The organism is Mycobacterium sp. TH-M11 (genome assembly GCF_057473725.1).
This window is the reverse complement of sequence record NZ_JBYCLD010000465.1, coordinates 1-16,392: the sequence shown is the minus strand read 5'-3', so window position 1 is coordinate 16,392 and position 16,392 is coordinate 1. Positions and strand designations below refer to the sequence as shown.

General features: G+C 65.9%; 14 protein-coding genes and 2 rRNA genes. All 16 read right to left on the bottom strand.

The window, feature by feature from the left end; all coding sequences use genetic code 11:
* On the bottom strand, positions 1-562 hold a 562-nt coding region (locus AC2VOG_RS18010), incomplete at its 3' end, for a ParA family protein (protein WP_486941206.1).
* A gap of 289 nt (positions 563-851) precedes the next feature.
* Entirely contained in the window at positions 852-1,799 is a 948-nt protein-coding gene (gene xerD, locus AC2VOG_RS18005) for a site-specific tyrosine recombinase XerD (protein WP_486941205.1), read from the bottom strand.
* Positions 1,796-2,422 (bottom strand): NUDIX domain-containing protein, encoded by a 627-nt coding sequence (locus AC2VOG_RS18000; protein WP_486941204.1) that lies wholly within the window; start codon positions 2,420-2,422, stop codon positions 1,796-1,798. Before AC2VOG_RS18000 ends, xerD begins: the two co-directional genes overlap by 4 nt.
* Entirely contained in the window at positions 2,415-4,172 is a 1,758-nt protein-coding gene (gene pyrG, locus AC2VOG_RS17995; protein WP_486941203.1) for a CTP synthase, read from the bottom strand. Before pyrG ends, AC2VOG_RS18000 begins: the two co-directional genes overlap by 8 nt.
* A 160-nt stretch (positions 4,173-4,332) precedes the next feature.
* Positions 4,333-5,274: a copper transporter gene (locus AC2VOG_RS17990; protein ID WP_486941202.1), complete on the bottom strand. Its 942-nt coding sequence runs from the start codon at positions 5,272-5,274 to the stop codon at positions 4,333-4,335.
* Positions 5,275-5,286: 12 nt separating this feature from the next.
* On the bottom strand, positions 5,287-6,480 hold the full coding sequence (gene steA, locus AC2VOG_RS17985) for a putative cytokinetic ring protein SteA (RefSeq protein WP_486941201.1): 1,194 nt from the start codon (positions 6,478-6,480) through the stop codon (positions 5,287-5,289).
* Positions 6,481-6,586: 106 nt separating this feature from the next.
* Positions 6,587-8,359 carry a DNA repair protein RecN gene (gene recN / locus AC2VOG_RS17980; RefSeq protein ID WP_486941200.1) on the bottom strand — a complete coding sequence of 591 codons (1,773 nt, stop codon included), beginning with the start codon at positions 8,357-8,359 and terminating at the stop codon, positions 6,587-6,589.
* Between the two features lie 3 nt (positions 8,360-8,362).
* The gene (locus AC2VOG_RS17975) at positions 8,363-9,286 is read right to left on the bottom strand and encodes an NAD kinase (protein WP_486941199.1); all 924 of its coding nucleotides are present in this window, start codon (positions 9,284-9,286) and stop codon (positions 8,363-8,365) included.
* Complete coding sequence (locus AC2VOG_RS17970) at positions 9,283-10,092, bottom strand: TlyA family RNA methyltransferase (RefSeq protein ID WP_486941198.1); 810 nt, start codon at positions 10,090-10,092, stop codon at positions 9,283-9,285. The genes AC2VOG_RS17975 and AC2VOG_RS17970 overlap by 4 nt, the downstream gene beginning before the upstream one ends.
* A gap of 7 nt (positions 10,093-10,099) precedes the next feature.
* A complete protein-coding gene (locus tag AC2VOG_RS17965) occupies positions 10,100-10,276 on the bottom strand; it encodes a hypothetical protein (protein WP_486941207.1) in 177 nt (58 codons plus the stop codon).
* A 64-nt stretch (positions 10,277-10,340) separates the two neighbouring features.
* The gene (locus AC2VOG_RS17960) at positions 10,341-11,330 is read right to left on the bottom strand and encodes an HAD-IIA family hydrolase (RefSeq protein ID WP_486941197.1); all 990 of its coding nucleotides are present in this window, start codon (positions 11,328-11,330) and stop codon (positions 10,341-10,343) included.
* A 1-nt stretch (position 11,331) separates the two neighbouring features.
* Positions 11,332-12,117, bottom strand: coding sequence for a tetratricopeptide repeat protein (locus AC2VOG_RS17955; protein ID WP_486941196.1), 786 nt, complete (start codon positions 12,115-12,117; stop codon positions 11,332-11,334).
* A 176-nt stretch (positions 12,118-12,293) separates the two neighbouring features.
* Positions 12,294-14,306: a fatty acid desaturase gene (locus AC2VOG_RS17950; RefSeq protein ID WP_486941195.1), complete on the bottom strand. Its 2,013-nt coding sequence runs from the start codon at positions 14,304-14,306 to the stop codon at positions 12,294-12,296.
* Between the two features lie 145 nt (positions 14,307-14,451).
* On the bottom strand, positions 14,452-15,696 hold the full coding sequence (locus tag AC2VOG_RS17945) for a PucR family transcriptional regulator (protein ID WP_486941194.1): 1,245 nt from the start codon (positions 15,694-15,696) through the stop codon (positions 14,452-14,454).
* Positions 15,697-15,850: 154 nt separating this feature from the next.
* Positions 15,851-15,963 (bottom strand): 5S ribosomal RNA (gene rrf / locus AC2VOG_RS17940).
* Positions 15,964-16,028: 65 nt separating this feature from the next.
* Positions 16,029-16,392, bottom strand: a 23S ribosomal RNA gene (locus AC2VOG_RS17935); the annotation flags it as partial.

Genomic DNA, 16,392 nt, shown 5'->3' with positions numbered 1-16,392 from the left:
GCAGCGAGAAGAACTCACATTCGGTCGGGATGATGACGCCGTCGGAGCAAGCCAGGCCGTTGACAGTGAGCAAGCCCAGCGATGGCTGGCAGTCGATCAGGACATAGTCGTAGCGGTCCAGCACGGGATGTAGCGCGCGGGACAGTGTCTGCTCGCGGCCCACCTCGTTGACGAGCTGGATCTCGGCCGCGGACAGGTCGATGTTGCTGGGCACCAGGTCCAGGTTCTTGACCCGGGTGTGCATCAGCACATGGTCCAGCGACACCCGCGGCTCGATCAGCAGGTTGTGGACGGTGTGTTCCAGCTCGTAGTGCGGCACACCCAGGCCGGCGGACAGCGCACCCTGCGGGTCCAGGTCCACCAGCAACACCCGGCGGCCGTATTCGGCGAGCGCAGCGCCCAGGTTGATGGTCGAGGTGGTCTTGCCGACGCCGCCCTTCTGGTTGCACATCGCGATGACTTTGGCGGGTCCGTGCGACGTGCGCGGCTTGGGCTCGGGGATTGGGCGCGCTGCGCGCCCGGTCAGGCCGATCTCGCTGCCCGCGTCAGCATCCTCGGTCATGGCGCTGCCCCAAGCGCGGTAGGTCGGGCAACGGCGGGCATGGCAGATGAGTCTAACGGTTACCAGCGCTGCCGCCGGCAGACCCGCAACAACGTCACCAGCGAATTTGGCAGCGCCGGCGGGTGGCCCCGCGAGCTAGGGGGCGCTCATGGGTCTGAGGCGGCGCATTCCCTTCTTGCGGTGGTCGTTCTGAGAGTCGGGCGCGAGCGTGCACAGATTTACGGCATCGGCGGCGTGTCGACGTACAGACACGCACGCTCGCGATTGAGGGATGGCGCTGAACTGGCGGCTAACGCGCCCGCGGGTGGGCCTCGGCCCAGACTTCGCGCAGCGCGTGCACGGTGACCATGGTGTAGATCTGCGTGGTGGTCACCGAGGCATGGCCGAGCAACTCCTGGACCACGCGGACGTCGGCGCCACCCTCCAGCAGGTGCGTCGCGAAGGAGTGCCGCATCGTGTGCGGCGATACCCCCGAGCTGATGCCCGCCCGTTCGGCGGCGTCCTGCAGCACCTGCCATGCGCTTTGCCGCGACAGCCGGCCACCGCGGGCGTTGAGGAAGATCGCGGGAGTGCCGCGTCCGCGGCGCGCCAACTCGGATCGGCCCCGCACCAGGTAGGCGTCCAACGCCTGCACCGCGGGCCGGCCGATCGGCACCAGTCGCTGCTTGCCGCCCTTCCCGCGCAACAGCACCGACCGCGCCTGGGTGTCGACGTCGTCCAGATCGAGGCCGACCGCTTCGGAAATCCGCGCGCCGGTCGAGTACAGCAGTTCGAGCAGCGCACGGTTACGCAACGTCAACGGGCCATCGGAGGGGCTGTCGCCGCCGGCGCCGGCCAGCAGCGCAAGCACCTGATCGAGGCTGAGGCTCTTGGGCAGCCGCCGACTCGGTGTCGGCGGCTTGACCGCCTGCGCGACGTCGAATTCGGCGAGACCCTCGGCCGCGGCGAATCGATGTAGCCCGCGCACGGCGATCAGGGTCCGCGCTGCCGACACCGCGGACAGGGGCGCGACGCCGTTGTCGGGATTGCCGCGGCGCAGCGCCATCAGGAATTCGCTCACGTCGTTCTCGCTGACCTTGGCCAGGTCGTCGACGCCGCGGGTAGTGAGGTGATCGAAATACCGCCGCAGATCCCGACGATAGGAACTCAACGTGTTGGCCGCGACGCCGCGTTCGATGGTCAGGTGATCGAGGTATCCCTGCAGTTGGCTTTCCAGCGGCGGTGCCAGCGTCGTCACCGCTCGGCCTCCTTGCGGGCCCGGAATGCTGTCGACCGGTCGATCCACGGTGTGTCGACCGGACGCGCCGCCGCGATTCCCCCGACAACCGCGTGTGCCGCCAAAAGTCCGCTCACTGCAAGAGAATTGACGATCTCGCCACTGAAAACCCGGCGTACGGCGTCGGCGAGGGAGACCCATTCCATTGTCATATCGGCTTCCTCGTCGTGCGCCTCGGGCCGTTCGATCTCACGCACGCTGGTGGCCAAAAACACCCGCACCGACTCGTCGCTGAAACCCGGTGCGGAATCGAGATCGACCAACAGCTGCCAGTTCTCGGCCGCCAGGCCGACCTCCTCGCGCAATTCGCGGGCGGCGCTCACATGCGGGGCCTCGCCGTCGACGTCGAGGAGCCCCGCGGGCAGCTCCCACAGGCGCCGGCCGAAGGGATGGCGGTACTGGTACACCAGCGCAACCCGGCCGGCATCGTCCATGGCCACAATAGCCACCGCGCCGTAATTCTCGACGACCTCCCGCGTCACGACCTGCCCGCTCGGCATCCGGACGCGGTCGGCCCGCAACGCGAAAATCTTTCCGGTATGCAGCGTCTCGGACGAGGTCGTCTCGAAGATGTGCTCACCCACGAGCAACGGGTTCGGGCTCAGGCAGCGATGGCTCTGCGTTCTCGTGGTGTTCGCTGCCGTCGACGCGTTGCTCGGGCATCTCCAGAGACAGCCGTTCGCCCGCCTTGTACTCGATCGCCGCGCCGATAAAGCCGGCGAACAGCGGATGCGGTCGGGTCGGCCGGCTCTTGAGCTCGGGATGGGCCTGGGTGCCGACCACGAACGGGTGCATCTCCGGCGGATATTCGACGAACTCGACCAGGTGCCCGTCGGGAGAGGTGCCGGAGAACTTCAGGCCGCTCTCGGCGATCCGGTCGCGGTAAGCATTGTTGACCTCGTAGCGATGCCGGTGCCGCTCGGATACCTCTGTCGCCTGATATGCCTGGGCGACAATGGAACCCGGCTCGAGCACGGCCGGGTAGGCGCCCAGGCGCATGGTGCCGCCGAGGTCGGCTTCGCCGGCGACGATTTCCTTCTGGTCGGCCATCGTCGAGATGACGGGATCGGTGGTGTCTGGGTCGAACTCTGCGGAGTTGGCACCGGTCAAACCGACCGACCGGGCAGCTTCGATCACGATGCATTGCATGCCCAGGCACAGTCCCAGGATCGGCAATCCGCGCGACCGGGCATACGAAACGGCGCCGATCTTGCCTTCGATGCCACGGATGCCGAATCCGCCGGGGATCAGCACGCCGTGGACGTCGTCGAGCACCGCGGCCGCTCCGTGTGCGGTCTCACAGTCGTCGGAGCCCACCCAGCGGATCTCGACCTTGGCCCGATGTTTGAAGCCGGCCGCGCGCAGCGCCTCGCTCACCGACAGATAGGCGTCCGAAAGGTCGATATACTTGCCCACCAACGCAATTCGCACAGTTTCTTGCGGATCGTGCACCCGGCGCAGCAGGTCGTCCCACTCGGTCCAGTCGACGTCGCGGAACGGCAGATTGAGCCGCCGCACGACGTAGGCGTCCAACTCCTCGCGGTGCAGAACCTTCGGGATGTCATAGATCGACGGCGCGTCGGGAGTGGAAATGATGCCGTCGATGTCGACGTCACACATCAGCGCGATCTTGTTTTTCAGCGGCTCTGGCACGTCGCGATCGCAGCGCAGGATCAGCGCGTCCGGGGTGATACCTATGCTGCGCAGCGCGGCCACCGAGTGCTGGGTGGGCTTGGTCTTCAATTCTCCGGACGGCGCCAGGTACGGGATCAGCGACACGTGCAGGAAGAAGACGTTCTGGCGGCCGATGTCGTGGCGCACCTGGCGCGCGGCCTCGAGGAATGGCTGGGATTCGATATCGCCGACGGTGCCGCCGATCTCGGTGATGACGACGTCTGGCCGGTGGCCGTCGGGTCCCGGTTCGGCCATCGCCAGGATACGACGCTTGATCTCGTCGGTGATGTGCGGAATCACCTGGACAGTGTCACCGAGATATTCGCCGCGGCGCTCCTTGGCGATGACGGTCGAATAGACCTGTCCGGTGGTGACATTGGCCGAACCGGGCAGGTTGCGGTCGAGGAAGCGCTCGTAATGGCCCACGTCGAGATCGGTTTCGGCGCCGTCCTCGGTGACAAACACCTCGCCGTGCTGGAACGGGTTCATCGTGCCCGGATCGACGTTGAGGTAGGGATCCAGCTTCTGCATCGTCACCCGCAGCCCGCGCGCGGTCAGTAACTGCCCCAGGCTGCTCGCGGTCAAGCCCTTACCGAGTGACGAGACAACCCCACCGCTGACGAAGAGATGCTTGGTGGCGGTCTGCGGATGCTTGCGCAATGTGGCGACCTCCGTGAATACGGCGCAGGGCTAGCCTCTGGTGAGGGCTGTTGTCCAGCTTTGGGCCTGCCGACCCACGGAAAACCACCCTAACAAACCCTGCAGCACCTCGTCGCTGACACGCCCAGCATCGTCCGCATCGTCCGCAGGGGGCTTGGGCCTACTGCGCAACGGTGAGGCCGGTCGCGCGGCGGCCGGTGCCGTACTGCCCGGTGTGACCGCCATTGATCAAATCGGCCACACCCAGGACCACCGTGATGCGGCCGGACTCGGCGTTGAGGTCGTCGACGGTGCTGATCACCGGGGTCACCGAGGCGTCGGCGCGGGCTACGCCAACCGCGGCGGGCCCATCCGCTGAGCCGTCGCGTCCAGCGAGCATCACCCCCGAACCGTGCGGTGCCAGTGCCGCGGCAAACCGGGCCACGCTGACGCCCTGGTTGCCGGCGTCCTCGCTGAGCGAGCCGCCGGTGAGGACCGCGGCAGCGTTCGATGCGCCGATGTGCTGGTTGCCGAAAGAGATGAAACCGGTGTCGCGAAGCGCGGCCAGCACGGTGTCGCGTTGCGCGTCGTCGGCCGGCGGGACCGCCGGATCGCGGTTGATCAACAACGCAATCCCCAGCAGATCCCCGGCCTGCGATCCCTGGTCGACGAGTGTGGTGCTCAGCTGGGCGCCGGCGGGCAGCACCGACGAGTTGACCACCGAATGCAGCTTCTCCGCCGAGTTGGCGTCGACAAATTCCTGAGTCAAAAGCACCGTGCCGGTGACCGCTCCCCCAGCCTGCGTGACGATCTTGGCCACCGCATCGACGTCGTCGTCCCTGGCGTCGGGAGCCCGAAAGATGATCAGTGATTTGCCGCTGAGCGCGTCGTGGACCATCCGCCCGGCCATCTGTACGTCGAAAGCGTTGGCAGAAGCGACCTTTGCATCCAGTTGAGCCTTCTGGCCGTTGAGCCCGTTGACCTCGTTGTGTAGATTCCGGGTTTCGTCGCGCAGTCCGGAGACCATAGTGTTGGACAACAAACCCGAGCCGAGCACGACGCCTACCGCCAAGGCCAAAAATACGGCGGCCAACGAAATCGCATGCTGGCGAAGCGATATCACGTCACGACCGTCCTAGTGGATCCAGTGCTGCAGCCAGAGCAGGAAGTGATTCCAGTAGAGGGTGGCCCAGTGCAGAACCACCGTGTCCGTCCTCGATACCCACAGGGCGGCGACGATGGAGAGCAACATCGTCAGGATCAGCAACGCGATCGCACCAGCGGAGATCCGGTTGTGGTACAACGTCGCAACGGCTTTGGCGTCCACCACTTTCTCACCGACCCGCAACCGGGTGAGGAAGGTCGAGGGGTTGCTGTGTTGACGGGTCCGATCGAAGAACGTCTCGATGTTGGCGCGGTGGCCCGCGGTCACCAGCAGCGCAGCGCCGTGGTGGTCGGCCAACAGCAGCGCCAGGTCGGCCGGGGAACCGGCGGCGGGAAATGTCATGGCGCCAACCCCGAGATCTTGGATGCGTTCCAGGCCCGGGGCGTGGCCGTCGGCATCGGCCGGCAAGACAACCTGGGCGCCGCTTTTGAGGACTTCGGCGCTGAGATTGCTGGGGTCGCCGACGATCAGCTGCGGCCGATAACCGGCCTTGCGCAACACATCTGCGCCAGTGCCGACTCCGATCAAGACTGGCTGGTACTCCTTGATGAACGGCTTGAGCCGCTTGAGATCCTCGGCCGCGTCTTCCTCTTCAGCGACGATGACGACGTGGCGGCGGCGCAATTCGATGTCGACGTCGGGAATGCCGATGCCGTCGATCAGCAGCGGGCTCTCGCTTCGAATGAACTCAATAGTGTTGCCGGCGAACGCTTCCAGATGTGCGACCAATCCACTTTTGGCCTCCTGCATCAGGCTGGCGATCTCTTCGTCGGTGCGTTCGGTGCCCTTGATCAGTCGCCGGTCGCCGGCGTAGACGCCACCGTTGTAGAGGCGGACCTTCGAGCCGTCTTTGACTTTCTTGAATACCTCGGTGCCGGTCTCGTCGATCAGTGTGACGCCGTTTGCCAGCAGGACCTCGGGTCCGAGATTGGGGTAGCGGCCCGACACCGATGGGGATGCGTTGACCACTGCGGCGATCTCCGCGTCGACGAGTGCGTCGGCGGTAATCCGATCCAGGTCCAGCACGTCGAGGACCACGATGTCGCCCGGGCACACCCGGCGCAGCAACCGGTCGATGTCGCGGTCGACTCGGGCGGTTCCGACGACCCCTGGCCGCGATGTGTTGCGGGAAAGCAATGAGGACAAGGTGGTGGTCACGCTCATGGACGCGATTCTGTCGGGGAACCCGAGAATGCGCGGGGAGGCGCGCCGTAACAAATGCCTCAGAAGTAATATCGTGTCACACCTGTCACATGCTCAGGTGGCCTTTTCAGGTCGCAATCCGGTCACGGTCTGCGGCATCGAGTAGCTCGCGGGCGTGGGCGCGTGCGGTGTCGGAATCGCCTAGCCCGGCCAGCATTCTGGCCAGCTCGGCAACCCGGTCGTCGCCGTCGAGGCGCCGCACTCCGCTGGCGCCGTTTGTGCCGTTGGTGTCGACCATCAGATGGATATCGGCGTAGGCCGCGACCTGTGGCAGGTGCGTCACCACGATGACTTGCCGGTTGCGGGCCAGCCGCGCCAGGCGCCGGCCGATCTGCACCGCCGCGCGTCCACCGACGCCGGCGTCCACCTCGTCGAAAACCATCGTGGTGCCGCTCGTCGACGCCGCCAGCACCACCTCCAGTGCGAGCATCACTCGTGACAGCTCGCCGCCCGAGGCGCTTTTGGCCAGCGGCAGCACCGTCATTCCGCGATGCGCGGCAAAGCCGAACTCGACCAGGTCGACGCCGTCCCCTCCGGCATGCACAACAGCGCCGGAGGCCAGCGTCAGCGCCGTGGCATCGTCGGCGGTGGCCGGCATGGGCGACACCGTGATGGTGAATTCGGCATCAGCCATCGCCAACCCCGACAGCTCACCGGTGACTTCCTTGGCGAGCCGCCTGGCGGCCTGGGTGCGAGCTTTACTGAGTTCGGCCGACGCGCTTGATAATTCGATGCCTAGTTGATGGACACGCCGCTGCAGGCCGGCCAGCGCCTCTTCGGAGACATCGAGCTGAGCGAGCCGGTCTCGCGCTTCGCGGGCCCACACCAACACACCGTCGATGTCGGCGGCGTACTTACGGGTAAGACTACGCAGCTCCGCTTGCCGGGCCAGCTTGGTGTCCAATGTGCTGGTGTCAGAGGGTAATTCGCCCAGATACCCGCCGAGCTCGCGGGATACGTCGCCGACCACTGAGAGCGCTTCGTCAAGCTGGTTCGCCAATGCTCGCAGCGTTGTGTCGTCGGTTGACTCCAACGCCGCTTTGGCGCGCGCCAGACAGTCGGCCCCGGACGCCGACTGTGCCGCAGGATCGGCGGTGGCGTCATCGCCCGTGCCGGACAACGCGACTCGCGCGCCGGATGCCGCCTCGCGCAGCGCGTCCAACTCCGAGAGTCGACGGATATCGCCGACCAGCGCGTCGTCCTCACCGGGCGCGGGGTCAACCGTGTCGATCTCGTCGAGCGCGAACTTCAGTCGGTCGGACTCCTGGGCCAGTTCGCGCGCCCGGTTGCTGCGGTCGACGAAGTCATGTCGGGCCGTCTGCCATGCGTCGCGCAGTTTGCGGTATTTCTCCAGCTTGGCCTCGACGCCGGCAAAACGGTCGAGAGCTCCGCGTTGCTCGTCGGGCCGCATCAGCCGGAGCTGATCATTCTGTCCGTGCAGCGTCAGCAGTTCGGCGGTGAATTCGCCCAGAAATTTCGCCGGCACGCTGCGCCCACCGAGGTAGGCCCGCGACGGTCCGTCGCGGTTGACCGACCGCAGCGCGATGAGGCTGCCGTCCTCGTCGCGTTCGGCTCCGGCACCGTCCAGCATCTCGTCCAGGGCCGCCGCCACCTTATCGTCGAGATCGGCAGTGCTGAAACGTCCTTCGACGACGGCACGCTCGGCCCCAGAGCGCACCCGGTTGGCGTCGGCGCGGGCCCCGCCGAGTAGGTGCAGACCGGTGACCACCATCGTCTTGCCGGTGCCGGTTTCGCCCGTCAAAACTGTTAGCCCGCGGTCAAACTCGGCCGTTGCAACGCTGATAGCGCCCAGCGATTCGATCCGAATCTCGGCAAGCACCGGCTACCGTCCGCGCCAGCCGGTGACCGGCAGCCGGAACTTGCGCACCAGACGGTCGGTGAACGGCGCGCTGTCCAGCCGGGCCCATTTCACCGACGCGTCGCAGCGTTGCACCTCCAGCCGCGCGCCGGCCGGCACCAGCATCTCGCGGCGACCGTCACAGAACACCAGGGCATCGTGCCCGTCGGCCTCGATCTCGATGGCGATGCGCGCGTCCGGGCTGGTGACCATCGGCCGGGCGAACAGCGCGTGCGCGTTGTTAGGCACCACCAGCAGTGCTTCGAGATCGGGCCACAAGATGGGGCCGCCGGCAGAGAACGCATAGGCCGTGGACCCCGTCGGCGTCGAGACCAGCACCCCGTCGCACCCGAATGTCGACACCGGCCGGCCGTCGACCTCGAGGACCACCCCGAGCACGCCGAGCCGCGGGCCTTTCTCCAGGCTCGCCTCGTTGAGTGCCCAGCCGCGCGCGGTGACGGACCCCTTGACCCGCACCGTGATATCGAGGGTCAGCCGCTCTTCGAGGCGGTAGGTGCGGGCGACCACATGCTCGAGCACGCTGTCGATGGCCTCGGTCTCGGCTTCGGCGAGGAAGCCGATCCGGCCCAGGTTGATGCCCAGCACCGGCACGTTGGCGTTGCGGGCGAGCTCGGCAGCCCGCAGGAACGTGCCATCGCCGCCCAGCCCGATGACCAGTTCGCAACCATCGGCGGCGTCGGGGTCGGCGTCGACGAGCTCGATATCGACGCCCAACGCGCGCCCATCGTCTGGTCCCAACGGCACCGGTCCGCGGTCAACGGCTTCGGCTGACAGAATGCGCAGGCGAATACTGTTGTCGCTCAACACCTTTTCAATGCGTCGCGCAGTCTCGGTCGCTTCGTCGCGCCCAGTATGGACCACCAGCAGCACCGTGCGTTCAGTCGTCATTGCGGACCGTCCTTGACCGCAGCGTGGACCGCATGGTCCAATTCGTCGCCGGCCAAACCCCGACTGGTTTCGGCGCGTAACCACAGAAAGTATTCGACGTTGCCCGACGGGCCCGGCAACGGGCTGGGGGCTACGGCCACGGTGTGCCAGCCCAGCTCCACGGCCCGGCCGGCAACGTTGAGGATGGCGCCCGCCCGCAACTCGGGGCTGTGGACGACCCCGCCGGCGCCCACCTGACCTTTGCCCACTTCGAACTGCGGCTTCACCATGGGAACGATATCTGCTTCGGTGCAGGCGCATCCGGTCAGCGCGGGCAGCACCGTGCGCAGCGAGATGAAGGACAGGTCGGCGACGATCGTCTCGGCCGCGCCTCCAATCGCCTCGGGCGTGAGTTGCCGCACGTTGGTCCGCTCGATGGACACCACGCGGTCGTCGGATCGCAGCGACCAGGCCAGCTGCCCGTAGCCGACGTCGACCGCGACCACCTCGCGCGCGCCGCGGTCCAGCAGGACTTCGGTGAACCCGCCGGTCGAGGCCCCGGCATCGAGGCAGCGCCGACCGGCGACGTCGATGCCGAAGGTGTCCAGTGCGCCGATGAGCTTGTGCGCGCCACGCGACACCCAGCCGCGTTCGGTGTCGCCGACGACCTTCAGCGAGGCGGTGGCGGCGACGGCGGTGCCCGGCTTGACCGCGGGCATACCGTCGATGCTGACCTTGCCCGCACCGATCAATTCCGCGGCCTGCTGGCGCGATCGGGCCAGCCCGCGACGGACCAGTTCGGCATCAACACGGGTATGCCGCGCCACGACAGCCTCAGGCCTTCTCTGCCGACTCCAGCGCCTGGACCAGCATGTCGTGGGCCTCCGACAGCTGGCGCGCGAGCTCCTCGAGGTCGGCTTCGGCGGGCATTTGCTCGGGATTGCCGGGATCCGGCAACTCAGCGAGGATGGCGTCGATCCGTGCACGAATCTCATCGGGGTCGATACTGATGGCGCTGCTCCTCCTGTCTTCTCCGGATCGCACCGGTTCTCATCGCTGATCCACGGTACGGGATTTATGCCAGAGACCACTGTTGGAGGGCAGCGTGTGCGGTGTCGTCGCCGGCCGTGACGCTGGTGGACTGTGTGGACCAGACGGCGTGGGCGACGGCACGGACGATCGAGAGCCCATCGCCGTCGTCGCGGCGCGCTGTGCTGATCGTGATCGTGTGGTCCTGGATGTCGATGTGCCAGGCCGACTGCGGGCCGACCGTCAGCTGTTCGGCGTGCAGGTGCAGCGACCGCAGGTCGTGACCGAAAAACGTCGCGCGCTGCTCGGGGACGGCGTACACCGCGTCGCGGGCGCTGTTGACCCCGGTGAGCACCATCAGGCTCGGTAGTTCGGCGGCGTTGGCGCCGGCGATGTCGGTGTTCAGCCGATCGCCGACCACCAATGGGGTCTGAAAGTCACCGCGCGCCAACGCATCCAGCATCAGCGTCGGCGCGGGCTTACCCGCGACCTGAGGTTCGGCGTCGGTCGCCGCTTTCAGCGCGGCCACCATCGCGCCGTTGCCCGGCAGCAAGCCACGCTCGGTCGGCAGGGTGGCGTCGATGTTGGCCGCGACCCACACCGCACCGGCCCGGATGGCCAGCGCCGCCTCGGCCAGATTGGCCCACGCGGTGTCGGTTGAGTGGCCCTGAACCACCGCAACGGGATTATCGTCGAAGGTCCGCACCGGCTCGAGGCCGACGGCCGTGATCTCAGCGGCCAGCGACTCGGTCCCCACCACCAGCACCCGGGATCGGGGCGCCAACTGGTCGGCCAGTACGTGGGCCGCGCTTTGCGCGCTGGTGACCACGTCGACGTCGGCCGCCTGCAGACCCAGGTGTTGCAGGTGCGCGGCGACCTCCCCGGCGCTGCGCGACGCGTTGTTGGTGACGAATAGCGTTCGGCCCGGCGCATTTTCCAGCGCCTCGGCGGCGCCCTCGGTCAGTTCGTGACCACGAAATACGGTTCCATCGAGGTCGAGTAGCAGACAGTCGTGTTGCTGTGCAAGTGTCGCCACGTCAGCCGAGCTCACTCGCCCGGTCTTCGGCGTCAGTGGCACCCTCCACGTCGGCCTCGGCGGCATGCAAAAACCATTGCAAGGCCTCGTCGCGACGATCGAGCGCCAGCAAGGTCTCGGCATAGGCGTAGAACAGCCTGGCCGGGATTGTGCCGATGCGGGTCGGATCGGGTTGCGGCGTGGACAACACGGTCAGGGCTTGCTCGAGTTGGCCGAGGTCGGCACGGGCGCCGGCGATGACGATGCGCATCTCATCGGCTTCGTCGCCGGTGAGCTTGGCTGCTTCGTCGCCCCGGGCCAGCTCGAGCGCGCGTTCTGGTCGACCGAGCCCGCGTTCACAGTCGGCGATCAACGGCAATAGTGGGGACTTGCTGCCCATCCTGCGTGCCGCCCGCAGTTCCGCGATGGCCTGCGACCAGTCCCCGCACTGGTATGCGGCGATACCGACGGCTTCGCGCACGGCGGCGATCCGGCCGGAGCGAGCCCGCGCGGCCCGCGCATGTTCGAGAGCCGCCGCCGGGTCCTCGTCGAGCAATTCCCCCGCAGCGACGAGGTGGCGTGCCACCGCATCGGCGTTGACGCGATCCAAAGTGCTTAATTCCCGCCGGATTTCGGGTGCGAGTTGCTTGGCCTCGATCTCCCGCGGGATCGACGGTCCCTTCCGGTCGTCCGCAGAGCCATCCCGGGTTTGCGGACGACGATCACGGCCCGGGCCGGAAGTGGGAGCCTGGGGCCGTGGCGATCTCTTCGGTCGCCGATCCCTATCGCCTTGCCTGTCGTCGCCCACTCGAACCCTTAACCTCGTCGCTACTTCCCGACAAAGGATACGGGCTGCGTGCCGTCGTCCCTGCTACAGCACTGCATCGGCCAACCGGTCCACCTGGTCTCGCTAGTCATCCTGCCGTACGCCCACCGCGTCTCGACGGGATACGGGGAACACCTGCGGAGACAGCCGGCCGATCGTTAACGAGCGTCGTAGTCGATCTTGATGGACCGACTGGTGGGCCGCGCTTGGCAGGTGAGAACACGACCCGCCCGGACGTCGTCATCGCGCAGGGCAAAATTCTGGTCCATCGACATCTGGCCGGAGGTGATCACGGCGGTGCAGGTGCCGCAGGCCCCGCCCATACATGCGTAGGGTGCGTCGAGCTTGTTGCGCAGTGCCGCTTCGAGGATCGTCTCACCGGCATGGAGGTGTATGTCGTGATCGGCGCCCCGCAGTGTGACCGTCATGTCGGAGGCGATGGACCCCGGTGGCGGAGTCGCGGCGGCATGGGTGCGGAAAAGTTCCAGATGCACGCGTTCGCTGTCAACCCCTGCATCGATGAGGTTGTCCCGCAGTGTCGTTACCAGTTCCTGTGGGCCGCAGAGGAACCACCGGTCGACGTCGCCGCTTTCGCAGCCGACAACTTGTTGCACCAAGGAATAGCTGATCCGTCCGCGGGTGCCGGCCGATTGACCACCGTCTCGGGACCGGACATGCACAACGCTGAGCCTGTCGCCGAACTGCTTTTCCATATCGTCGAGTTCCTTGCGGAACATGGTGGACGCTGTGGTGCGGTTGCCGTAGAGGATGGTGAAGCGGCTCTGAGGCTCGACGTCAAGGCCGGTGCGCACGACCGACAGGATGGGCGTTATGCCGCTACCAGCCGCCACCGCCACGTACGTTCGCCGAGCCGAGGAAACGAACGGCACTCCGAAATTGCCGGTGGGCGGGCCAAGTCGAACCTTGTCACCGGCACGCAAATGGGCTGTTGCGAAGGTGGAAAATGTCCCGCCTGGCACCCGCCGGATAGCGATGGCGAGTTCGTCCGACACCGCAGACGTGCAGATCGAGTAGCTCCGCCGCACATCTTGTTGCCCGACCCGATGGTGGACGGTGAGATGCTGGCCCGGCTGGAATCGGAAGTGCTCACGAAGATCTGGAGAGATGTCGAAGGTGATCTTGACGCTGTCGGGAGTCAGCGATTCGACACTGCGAATGACTGCCGGATGAGCGACACCGCTTCTTTCGGCGACCGGCCGCGGCGAGTGGATGGGAACAAGTGCGGCCAACCTACCGTTGAGGCGCTTCCACCGCCGGTACTCAGCGGCGTCGAGTTGCTGGCCGAAAGCCGTCATGAGAGCGGGATCGCGATCGAGATACGCGGCTTCGTTACGCCGCCATGCGGCCACATATTTGTAGAACGGAATGGACGGGTGCAGGTGATGGACGAGGTGATAATTCTGCGATAGCAGAAGCGGGGTGAGAATCCATTCCGCTCCGACGCGATTGCGGGTGGCCCGGTAGCGGTTGCCCTGATGGGTGTCCTTCAGGTCGTGGTGCGGAAGCCAGTCGAACCACCATGCCAGCACGAACACAGCGATTCGTTCGGGGACGAGATAGACGATCGCGAGTTGCCAGAAGTGCCCGGTGAACGCAGCGGCCGCGATCGCGGCCAACGTGACACCCATCAGCGCCGCGGTCTCGGCGAGCTCAGAACGGGGGCGGCTGCCCCAGTTTCGCGCCAGGAAGCGCAGATACGGCAGATCCATCACGGAAAAGCGCAGCGGGAGCTGCCAGCCGGCGGCGCCACTGACGAAATGATCGGGATCGTCGTCGCCGTCATTGGTGTGGCGATGGTGCTCGATGTGGATGAATGCGAACGACTCGAAAGAGATCAGCGGCGAGACGAAGATCATCGCCACGCGACCGAATACCAGATTGACCCAGCGGTGGCGGCTGATCGAATAATGCGATGCATCGTGCACGACGGTGAACAGCACGAAAATCGCCGCGGCACTGACCGGGATGGTGAGAATGGGACGAAGTGCCGATGTCAGCGCCGCCTCGGTGCTGACTCCGAAAACCGTTACCGCTGCCGCGAACAGCGCCACCGTCGGCCACGACACCATGGGAATCTTCTCACCGGTGTCGGGCAGCGTGTGATTGGTCGCCGTCGGCGAAACTCGCTGCGACTGCACCTCCAGCGTCACGAACCACGTCCCTTCTGCCGTCCTGTCGCACTGCGGCGACCGAGGTTTCGGCAAAGCTACCGAGTGCCCGGGCCCGACAACAAGAAGGTGTGGGCACACACCCATGTGCTGACAGCACACCGAAGCAGGAATGCCCCCGGATGCATTACGGCAAGTTCTGAGCTGCGGGGGCTCCCAGCACGTCGCAGACACGCAAAGCCGCATGAAGTTCTGGAACCCTTGTCCGGATCGGTGTGCCGATGCGCTGCTCGGCGCGGCGGACCCGTTGCAGAACGGTATTGCGGTGAATGCCCAGCGTGGCGGCAGCCACCTTCAAGCTTCCCTGCGCTGAGAAAAAGGCCAACAGCGCTGCTCGCTCGTCTCGGCTGCGCGGGTCATCGCGAGCGAGCTCGCCAAGCTCCGCCTCGACAAAGGCTCGTGCCGCGCCGAGGTCGCTGGACATCACATCGATGAGCGCGATGTCGCCATACTCAGTGACCGACGGAGCGGGCCATCCGGCCAACTCGGCAATTCGCCTGGCCCGCAATGCCTCACGATGCGAGATGCGGAATCCAGCCGGCCCTTCTCGCAGCGCACCGACCGCGAGGTGAACTTTCTCATCGGGACGGTAGGTGCGGACCAGATTTTCCATGCCTGAAGCGGACGGTTCCGCGGTCACAGCGACCCACCCCCATACCGCGCGCGGACCGTCAGCGACGACGAGTGCACGTTCGCTACCAATACTTTTGGCGAATCGCTGCGCGACGGCGGCCAGATCTGGAATATTCCCGGACGCCCAGCAGACGAACCCCAACTGCCTGCCGGTGAGTATGTGGCCGAGCACCCTTTCCGAGCGGCCCACGTTGATCCGTTCGTCGGCCAGTAGCGCCCGGACAATATCGTCGCGTTCGGCCCGGTGCTGGTTCTGGCGCCGGTCGAGCTCGGCGACGTACTCCGAGGCAACCAGCGTCGAGATGCGATCGATGTATCGAAATCCAAACCGCTCCATTTCGAGAAAGGCGGCAAGCGACTTGGCCGGATCCTCAACTTGGGCGGACACGGCCTCGGCGAACTTCTCGATGAAGTAACGGTGGCCGAGGCGGTAGAAGCGCAGCATCACGTCGACGCTGTGCCCGCGGGAAGCCATCGCCCGGGCGTGCTCGAGAGCAGTCACCGGAGCTTCTGCGGCCCCGACGTCGATGCCGTGACGAACCATCGACAGCGCCGCCTCAAGATTCGACGAGCACGACCCCAATGTCAGCCCGCGTAGTTCAGCGTCAGCACCGATCGCGGGGATGTGCGCGGCAAGGAACTCGAGCATGTCGTCGGCTAGGGACGACACGTCGCCGAGCAGCGATGCGGCGACTGCCCGCAACCCGTGAGCGCCGTCGGCCGAAGATCCGTCAACCATCTGCAGGACAGTAGTTGTCGATTGTGGTGCGCCGGCTGTTGGCGGCCGTTCGATGCCCATCCGCTGGCTTGTTGCGGTGGCTGGCTTTGTGGTTTTGGGGTGGATATGCCCGTGCCCCCCAAGGGTTTTGGGGGGCACGGGGCTTGTTGTGTGTGTTCGGCGGTGTCCTACTTTTCCACCCGGGTGGGTAGTATCATCGGCGCTGGCAGGCTTAGCTTCCGGGTTCGGGATGGGTCCGGGCGTTTCCCTGTCGCTGTGGCCGCCGTAACTTTATTGAGTTTGTTGTTGGTGGTGGGGTGCAGCAGTTGTGGTTGCTGGATTAGTGGTTGCGTGTGTGTAAGTTTTCGGCCGGTTAGTGCCAGTTCCCTGCAACCATTGCTGGTTTTGTAGGTCTGGTCTATCGATCCCGTGGTCTGCGGGGGGCCTTATCCTTCTTAAAAGGTGAGAAGCCTGGTCTTGGAGAAGGTTTCCCGCTTAGATGCTTTCAGCGGTTATCCTGTCCGAACGTGGCTATCCAGCGGTGCCCCTGGTGGGACAACTGGTGGACCAGAGGTTCGTCCGTCCCGGTCCTCTCGTACTAGGGACAGGTTTCCTCAAGCTTCTGACGCGCGCGGCGGATAGAGACCGAACTGTCTCACGACGTTCTAAACCCAGCTCGCGTGCCGCTTTAATGGGCGAACAGCCCAACCCTTGGGA

What these genes read in the sequence shown, in the direction of transcription:
- steA (WP_486941201.1), bottom strand. Translation starts at nt 6,480, where the DNA reads ATGAGCGTGACCACCACCTTGTCCTCATTGCTTTCCCGCAACACATCG.
- AC2VOG_RS17975 (WP_486941199.1), bottom strand. Translation starts at nt 9,286, where the DNA reads ATGACGACTGAACGCACGGTGCTGCTGGTGGTCCATACTGGGCGCGAC.
- AC2VOG_RS17945 (WP_486941194.1), bottom strand. Translation starts at nt 15,696, where the DNA reads ATGGTTGACGGATCTTCGGCCGACGGCGCTCACGGGTTGCGGGCAGTC.